This window comes from Bacteroides gallinarum DSM 18171 = JCM 13658, from assembly GCF_000374365.1.
Lineage (GTDB): Bacteria > Bacteroidota > Bacteroidia > Bacteroidales > Bacteroidaceae > Bacteroides > Bacteroides gallinarum.
Genome location: NZ_KB894164.1, coordinates 23116 through 30519 on the forward strand (window position 1 = coordinate 23116; position 7404 = coordinate 30519).

The 7404-nt window shown below is 49.6% G+C and carries 6 protein-coding genes and 1 riboswitch; all 6 genes read left to right on the forward strand.

The features are described 5' to 3' along the window. Positions 1–66: 66 nt before the first annotated feature. The 6 genes from C233_RS22910 (at position 67) to C233_RS0118930 (ending at position 7254) form a co-directional block, all read left to right on the forward strand. Complete coding sequence (locus tag C233_RS22910; protein WP_039748378.1) at positions 67–1302, forward strand: multidrug effflux MFS transporter; 1236 nt, start codon at positions 67–69, stop codon at positions 1300–1302. Between the two features lie 27 nt (positions 1303–1329). Continuing rightward, a riboswitch (cobalamin riboswitch) is annotated at positions 1330–1529 on the forward strand. Positions 1530–1587: 58 nt separating this feature from the next. Next, a complete protein-coding gene (locus C233_RS0118910; protein ID WP_018669098.1) occupies positions 1588–3603 on the forward strand; it encodes a TonB-dependent receptor plug domain-containing protein in 2016 nt (671 codons plus the stop codon). A 22-nt stretch (positions 3604–3625) separates the two neighbouring features. Further along, a complete protein-coding gene (locus C233_RS0118915; RefSeq protein WP_018669099.1) occupies positions 3626–4720 on the forward strand; it encodes a DUF5074 domain-containing protein in 1095 nt (364 codons plus the stop codon). Between the two features lie 10 nt (positions 4721–4730). Beyond that, a complete protein-coding gene (locus C233_RS0118920) occupies positions 4731–5858 on the forward strand; it encodes an ABC transporter substrate-binding protein (protein ID WP_025068915.1) in 1128 nt (375 codons plus the stop codon). Beyond that, positions 5851–6879, forward strand: a complete 1029-nt coding sequence (locus tag C233_RS0118925; protein WP_018669101.1) for an iron ABC transporter permease — start codon at positions 5851–5853, stop codon at positions 6877–6879. The genes C233_RS0118920 and C233_RS0118925 overlap by 8 nt, the downstream gene beginning before the upstream one ends. 198 nt (positions 6880–7077) lie before the next feature. Beyond that, the gene (locus C233_RS0118930; protein WP_025068916.1) at positions 7078–7254 is read left to right on the forward strand and encodes a DUF4250 domain-containing protein; all 177 of its coding nucleotides are present in this window, start codon (positions 7078–7080) and stop codon (positions 7252–7254) included. Positions 7255–7404: the final 150 nt, after the last annotated feature.

A 7404-nucleotide genomic window follows, 5' to 3' on the forward strand; every position in this document is an offset into this window, starting at 1 on the left:
TAAGCCATAGCTGGTCTTGTAAATATAGGGTAATTTTGCCGCCGGTTTATAAAAATAGGAATAGCAATGACGGGTAAACAAAATTCAAGAGGGTTTATGTGGATATTCTTGGGAATGCTGAGTGCTTTCGGACCATTCGTTATGGATATGTACTTGCCTACTTTACCGGCGATGTCGGACTTTTTTCGGACAACATCCTCGAGCGTGCAGTTGGGGCTTACTACGAGTATGGTAGGCTTGGCGGCAGGGCAGTTGGTGTTCGGTCCGCTGAGCGACAAATACGGCCGTCGTTCGCCTTTGCTGTTTGCTATGGCGTTGTTCCTGGTTTCTACCGTCGGTTGTATTTTTGCCCGTAGTATCTCGCAGTTCGTAGTGCTGCGTTTCGTGCAGGGAATTGCCGGGGCAGGCGGGGTGGTGATATCCCGCTCTATTGCTACTGATAGGTATTCGGCTCATGAGCTTGCCGGTATGCTTGCCGTTATCGGTGCTGTCAACGGGATAGCCACGGTGGTTGCTCCCATAGGCGGCGGAGTATTGGCGGGCTTAGGCGGCTGGCATGGTATTTTCTGGTTTTTGTTCGTGCTGGGAGTCCTTCTCGGCATCGGAAGCCTCCGCTTTAGGGAAACACTGCCGGAAGGACAAAGGCAGAATGTAAGGTGGGGAGATGTGTACCGTCGTTTTGGTGCGGTGTTGCGTAACCGCCGGTATGTGCGCTATATATTGCAATACGGTTTTACAATGGGAGTGTTGTTTACCAATATAGCTTCGGCGCCTTTTATCATGCAGCAGCATTACGGGCTTTCGCCTATGTCGTTCAGTATCTGCTTTGGAACGAATGCTGTTGCCATGGTGATTTCTTCCGCCTTGTCGGTACGCTTCTCTACAATGGAACGGGCTTTGCATGTGGGAAACAACGGTATGCTGCTTATTTCCGTACTGCTCTCCGCGGCATTTTTCCTGGATTGCAATTTCTGGGTGTACGAGGTATTGGTTTTCTGCCTGCTTTCAATGGTGGGAATGGCTTTTACGGCCTCCAATACGCTGGCTATGGATTGCGAACGCAGGAATGCCGGAGTAGCTTCCGCTCTTTTAGGGGCGACAGGCTTTGCTTTCGGAGGTATCGTATCACCCTTGGCAGGTATGGGAGATATCAGGATGTCTGCCGGATTTTTGTTCTTCATGGGAGCGGCGTGTTCTTGCATGTGTGCTTATTTTTCTTTCCACCGGTTACCTTCCTTCAAGAGAGGATTGGGCTTTGCTCCTTATAGAATAATAAATATTTTTTTGCAGAAACTGCTGTAAAGTGCTTTTCAGTATTTATATATATTCTTATCTTTGCCGGCGTTTTGTTCTGTATCCTTCATCCGGAGGAACAGATGAAAAGGGAATCGGGTGAAAGTCCCGGACAGTCCCGCTGCTGTGAATTCTATTGTGAATGTATTATACTTGTGCCACTGTTCTTCAGGCAAGGACGGGAAGGCGATACATCAGGAATAAGTCAGAAGACCTGCAAAACGAAGTCGAAAAATTGTCCGTTCGAGGAAAGCGGGCAGTGTGCGTAGTGTAAAGATAATCTTTAGCGCTTTTATGGTATGGAGAACTAAGGTACGGTTAGGCTGTATCGGTTTCCTTGTAAATGTGCTTTCTCTGTCGGCACAGGTGGCGGAGAAGGATACGGTGACGGGAAAGGTGCACCGGATTGGGGAGGTAACCGTCAATGCTGCCGCCCGTGTACGGAAGATATCGAGTACGGCACCGGTGCAGATACTCTCGCACCGGCAGTTACAGCAGCAGGGGATAACGGATATTGCCGATGCCCTGCGCCGTTTCTCCGGAGTGAATGTGAAAGATTACGGCGGTGCGGGCGGCATGAAAACCGTTTCCGTGCGGAGCCTCGGTTCTCAGCATACTGCTGTGGCGTACGACGGCATTACTATAACGGATTGCCAAAGCGGGCAGATTGACCTTTCGCGTTTCTCTTTGGATAATATCGGTTCCCTTTCCCTGACAGTCGGCGATAATGATGATATTTTTCTTCCGGCACGTACGGTGGCATCGGCCGCATCGCTCCGTTTGCAAACCCTGCCTCCCGATTTGTCCGAAAAGAGTTCGTACCTGAAAGCGGGGATAAAAGCTGGTTCTTTCGGCATGGTAAACCCGTTTCTCCGCTACGACGGGCGTTTGTCGGGCAAGGTATCCATGTCTTTGTCCGGTGATTTTATGAGGGCAGACAACCTGTATCCGTTTACTCTGGTCAATGGAAAATATGTTTCCGAAGAACGCCGGAACAATAACTACCTCGAAAACTACCGGGGAGAGTGGAACATCTATGCCCGTCCCGGCGCCCGTTCTGTTTTGAACGGAAAGATTTACTACTATGATTCGTTCCGCGAACTGCCCGGCCCGGTTATTTTGTACAATGATGTATCCCACGAGGAACTGAGCGAACGGAATTTCTTTTCGCAGCTCCATTACCGGACGTATTGGGAGAATAATCTTTCTTTGCAAGTGAACGGCAAGTTCAATTGGGCTTATTCGCATTATCATGATAAAGGGGCGGAGTATCCGGGAGGCGAGATGAACAATATCTATTACCAGCGCGAGTATTATGGCTCTGCTGCATTGCTCTATACCCCGCTGGATACATGGGCTTTTTCGTATGCTGCCGATTATTCGTTTAACAACCTGAGTACGAATGCTGCATCGGGGGTAAAGCCTTACCGCCATACAGTTCTGCAAACATTGACGGCGCGTTACCGTACGCCGCATATCACGGTTACCGCCTTGATGCTGGGCTCTATTTATATGAACGGCGCCAAGAAAGGAGAAAGCGCAGGCGATGCACAACGTCTGTCTCCTTCCCTTTCCCTGTCGTGGAAACCCTGGGAACGACGGGATTTTTACATAAGGGCTTCCTATAAGGATATTTTTCGCGTCGCTACATTTACGGAGAATTATTTCGACCGCTGGGGCAGCCGTGATTTGAAACCGGAGGTGGCGCGCCAGTATAATGCGGGAGGAGCGTATGGCTACGCTTCCGCTTCGTCGTGGCTGAGCGCCGTACACTTGTCGCTGGACGGCTATTATAACTATGTGAAGAATAAAATCGTAGCTATGCCCTATAATATGTTTTTCTGGACTATGGTCAATTTAGGCCGTGTGGATATCTGGGGAGTAGAGGCCAATGCAGATGCGGCTTTTCGCCTGGCTGCGAAACACCGGCTTTTATCGACGGCATCGTACACCTATCAGCATGCGGTCGATAAGACAGACCCTTCGTCCGTGTATTATAAAGACCAGATACCTTATACCCCGGTTCATTCCGGTTCTTTTTCATTGGCTTGGGAAAATCCGTATGTCAATGTGTCTTTCCATGCTACGGGAGTAGGTAAGCGTTACTCCTCCGTACAGAATATCGAGGCGAACGAGCTGGAAGGTTATGTGGAATACGGCGTGTCTCTTTACCGTTCGTTCCGTTGGAAGAAAACAAGCTGTTCGTTGCGGGGAGATATCCAGAATATCGGCAACAAACAATATAGCATCGTGAAAAGCTACCCGATGCCCGGACGCGCTTATAAACTGACGATTAGTATATCTATTTAATTAAAATAAAAAACTGACGATTATGAAGATGAAAGAACAATTCAAGATGTGGGCATTTTTGCTTGCTTTACCTTTGGCCTTTGCGGCATGCGATGATGACGATACTCCCGACGGCGGTATGCCCGTTACAGCGGAAAAAGGCGTCTTTGTATTTAATGCGGGAAATCAAGGCTCGAGCATAGAAGGCTCCTTGTCCTTTATAGACAGGAAAAACGGAACGGTTACCAATGATGCGTTCAAGAGTGTGAACGGGCGCAGCCTGGGTTCTACGGTTCAGGACGGCGTTGTCTTGGGGAACAACCTGTATATCGCCGTATCGGAATCGAATACAATCGAGGTGGTAGACAAGAATACGCTGGTAAGCATTGTCCAGATTAAGCCGGATGAAGAGCAAGGCAGCCAGCCGCGCGATATTGTAACCGACGGAAAATATGTTTATGTTTCCATGTACTCCGGCCATGTGTCCCGTATAAATCCGGAAACGAACCGGATAGATAAAACCGTAAAGGTAGGCCCCAATCCGGAAGAAATGGCGATTACCAATAACTTCCTGTATGTTGCCAACTCGGACGGCTTGAACTACGAGGCAGATTATGCCAATGGAAAGAGCGTATCGAAGGTCTCCCTGTCCTCATTCGAGGAAGAAGCTAAGATAGCCGTAGGAATGAACCCTACCAAAGTCGCTGCAGACGCTTCCGGAAATATCCTTGTATTGTGCACGGGCAATTATGCTAACGTTGCCGCCTCCATATGGCGGATAAATAGCGGAGATGAGGCTGAAGACCTGGGAATTTCCGCCTCTTTCATGGTAGCGCAGGCGAACTCGCTGTATACGGTCTATGACGCTTATGCAGGAGCCGATGCCGTAAAATATACCGTATATAATACACTGACGGGTGCTGTGGAAAAAGAGAACTTCGTATCCGTTCCTGTCGATTCGCCGGCAGGCATTGCCGTCGATTCGAAGGGGAACATCTTCATCACTTCCTACAACCTGGTAGGAGGTTTTGCATCCTATAACACGCCCGGATATGTAAATGAATATTCGTCCGACGGCACATTCGTGAAAAAATACGATGTAGGTGTAGGCGCTGTCTACATGACATTTCTCAATTAAGTAGATTGCTATGAGGCTTTCCCTGTTATGCTGCTCTCTGCTTTTTGTCCTTTCCGCTTGCCGGGGAGGGAAACAGGAAACGGTGCTACCGGACTGCGGTGACACCATTTCCCTGCGTTATGCCGATAACCTCGCATTGGTGGCTTACCCCGATTATACCGTTGTCACCCTGCGCAACCCCTGGGATACCCTGAAAACATTGCACACTTATGTATTAGTGCCGGCATCCCGGCCGTTGCCTGCGCACCTGCCGGCAGGCACTGTTGTACGTACGCCCCTTCGGAAAGCCGTGGTCTACTCGTCTGTCCATTGTAGCCTTATGGATAAGTTAGGAGTTGCAGGCAGCATCGGCGGTGTATGCGACTTGAAATATATCAAGCTGCCGGGCGTACAGGAAGGATGCCGCAGGGGAGTTATTGCAGACTGCGGTTCGGGCATGAATCCCGATATGGAGAAAATTATCGATTTGCATCCCGACGCTATCCTGCTTTCTCCCTTTGAGAACAGCGGAGGCTACGGACGCATCGAAAAACTGGATATTCCCATTATAGAATGTGCCGATTATATGGAAACTTCCGCATTGGGGCGTGCCGAATGGATGCGTTTCTATGGACTGCTGTTCGGAGCAGCTTCCCGTGCCGATAGCCTCTTTGCCGAAGTAGACAGCTGCTACGGGCAGCTCAAAAGACGCGCGGCGCTTTCGTCCGTATCCCTGTCTATCGTCAGCGAGCTGAAAAGCGGCTCTGCATGGTACGTGCCGGGCGGTCGCAGCACGACGGGGCGCCTGTTCGGCGATGCCTGCGGGCGGTACGTCTTTGCGGAGGATAGGCATAGCGGTTCCATTCCCCTGTCTTTTGAAACCGTTTTTGATAAGGCCGGCGATGCCGATGTATGGACTATCAAGTACAATCGCGACCGGGACATGACCTACTCCGATTTGGCTGCCGATTATACCGGCTATACGGGCTTTAAAGCATTCAAGACACGGAATATCTATGGATGCAATACGGCGAAAGTACCCTTCTATGAGGAAACGCCTTTCCGTCCGGACTATCTGTTGGCGGATTTGATACAGATTCTACATCCTGAAATAGGAGATTTAGGCGGTTTGCGCTATTTTTGCAAGTTGAATGAGTAAAGGGTGGAAATACGGTTCCGGATTGGGAATAGCAATCGTATTGCTGTTCATGGCCAATCTGCTGGTAGGGTCGGTGGCTATCCCCGTACCCCAAGTTTTCCATATCCTTACAGGAGGTGAGGGAGAAAAGGCAAGCTGGAGCTTTATCGTATGGGAGTCCCGGTTACCCCAGGCGCTGACGGCACTGCTTTGCGGGAGCGCGCTGGCGGTGTGCGGGCTGATGCTGCAAACAGCGTTTAAGAACCCGTTGGCAGGCCCGTCTATCCTGGGCATAAATTCCGGTGCGAGCCTGGGAGTGGCATTGGTAATGCTGCTGTTCGGCGGAAGCATAACGGCAGGTACTTTCAGCCTCTCCGGTTTCTTTTCCGTATTGGCGGGTGCATTTGTGGGAGCCATGTCGATAATGGGGCTTATTCTTTTCTTCTCCACACTGTTGAAAAGCAATGTTATGCTGCTGATAACGGGCATCATGATAGGCTACATCGCATCGTCTGCGATTGCTCTGCTGAATTTCTTCGCTACGGCAGAAGGAGTACAGTCTTATATGATATGGGGGTTGGGCAATTTTGGAGGCGTCTCCCTCCAGCAGATGCCGGCATTTGCAACAGTAACCCTTGCGGGATTGGCAGGCTCTTTGCTATTGGTAAAACCCTTGAACGCATTGTTGCTGGGCGAACGTTATGCCGAAAACCTGGGGGTAGATATACGCCGTGTGCGCAACTGGCTCTTGGTTATCACGGGGTTGCTGACAGCGGTAACCACCGCTTTCTGCGGACCGGTTGCATTTATCGGGCTTGCCGTGCCCCACGTAGCCCGTATGATATTGAGGACTGCCAACCACAACTCGCTGTTGCCCGTAACTATTTTGAGCGGCGGGGCGGTGGCGCTGCTGTGCAATTTGATTTGCGTCCTGCCCGGCGAAGCAGGTATTATCCCCCTGAATGCAGTTACTCCGGTTATCGGAGCACCGGTTATCATCTATGTTATCGTAAGCCGGAGAAACCCGCAACATTTTAACTGATTCTTCCAGTGCAGGTACGGTAGGGGAGCAGGGGCGGGAAAACACCGGGCAAGGCGGATATGCCTGCTGTCGTAACACCCCTCTTTTCAATCGTTTGCATGGATAACTTGCAGATTTAAAAGGATAATGCTCCTTCATATTATTTTTTATTGTATTTTTGCACCCGGTATTAGTTTTAATTTAAACAAGATTGTGACTATGAAATTACCTGAGGAACCGATGATGCTGTATAGCTTCATCAACATGAAATTGCGTGATTTCTATCCTTCACTCGATGCACTTTGTGAGGATATGAACGTAGAAAGAGATGAAATTGTCCGGACACTGAAAATGGTAGGGTTTGAGTATAACCCTGCACGTAACAGGTTCTGGTAATTGTTGTAAACTTATAAACAAAAGATTCGGGGCTGCGTCTTAACTAAGGCGCAGCCCCGTTCTTTTTCTGTAATCCCGTTCTTTTTCTGTAATCCCGTTCTTTTTCTGTAATCCCGTTCTTTTTCTGTAATCCCGTTCTTTTTCTGTAAT

Coding starts and splice junctions, on each gene's coding strand:
- C233_RS0118925 (WP_018669101.1), top strand. CDS start 5,851: ATGAGTAAAGGGTGGAAATACGGTTCCGGATTGGGAATAGCAATCGTA.
- C233_RS0118920 (WP_025068915.1), top strand. CDS start 4,731: ATGAGGCTTTCCCTGTTATGCTGCTCTCTGCTTTTTGTCCTTTCCGCT.
- C233_RS0118915 (WP_018669099.1), top strand. CDS start 3,626: ATGAAGATGAAAGAACAATTCAAGATGTGGGCATTTTTGCTTGCTTTA.
- C233_RS0118930 (WP_025068916.1), top strand. CDS start 7,078: ATGAAATTACCTGAGGAACCGATGATGCTGTATAGCTTCATCAACATG.
- C233_RS0118910 (WP_018669098.1), top strand. CDS start 1,588: ATGGTATGGAGAACTAAGGTACGGTTAGGCTGTATCGGTTTCCTTGTA.
- C233_RS22910 (WP_039748378.1), top strand. CDS start 67: ATGACGGGTAAACAAAATTCAAGAGGGTTTATGTGGATATTCTTGGGA.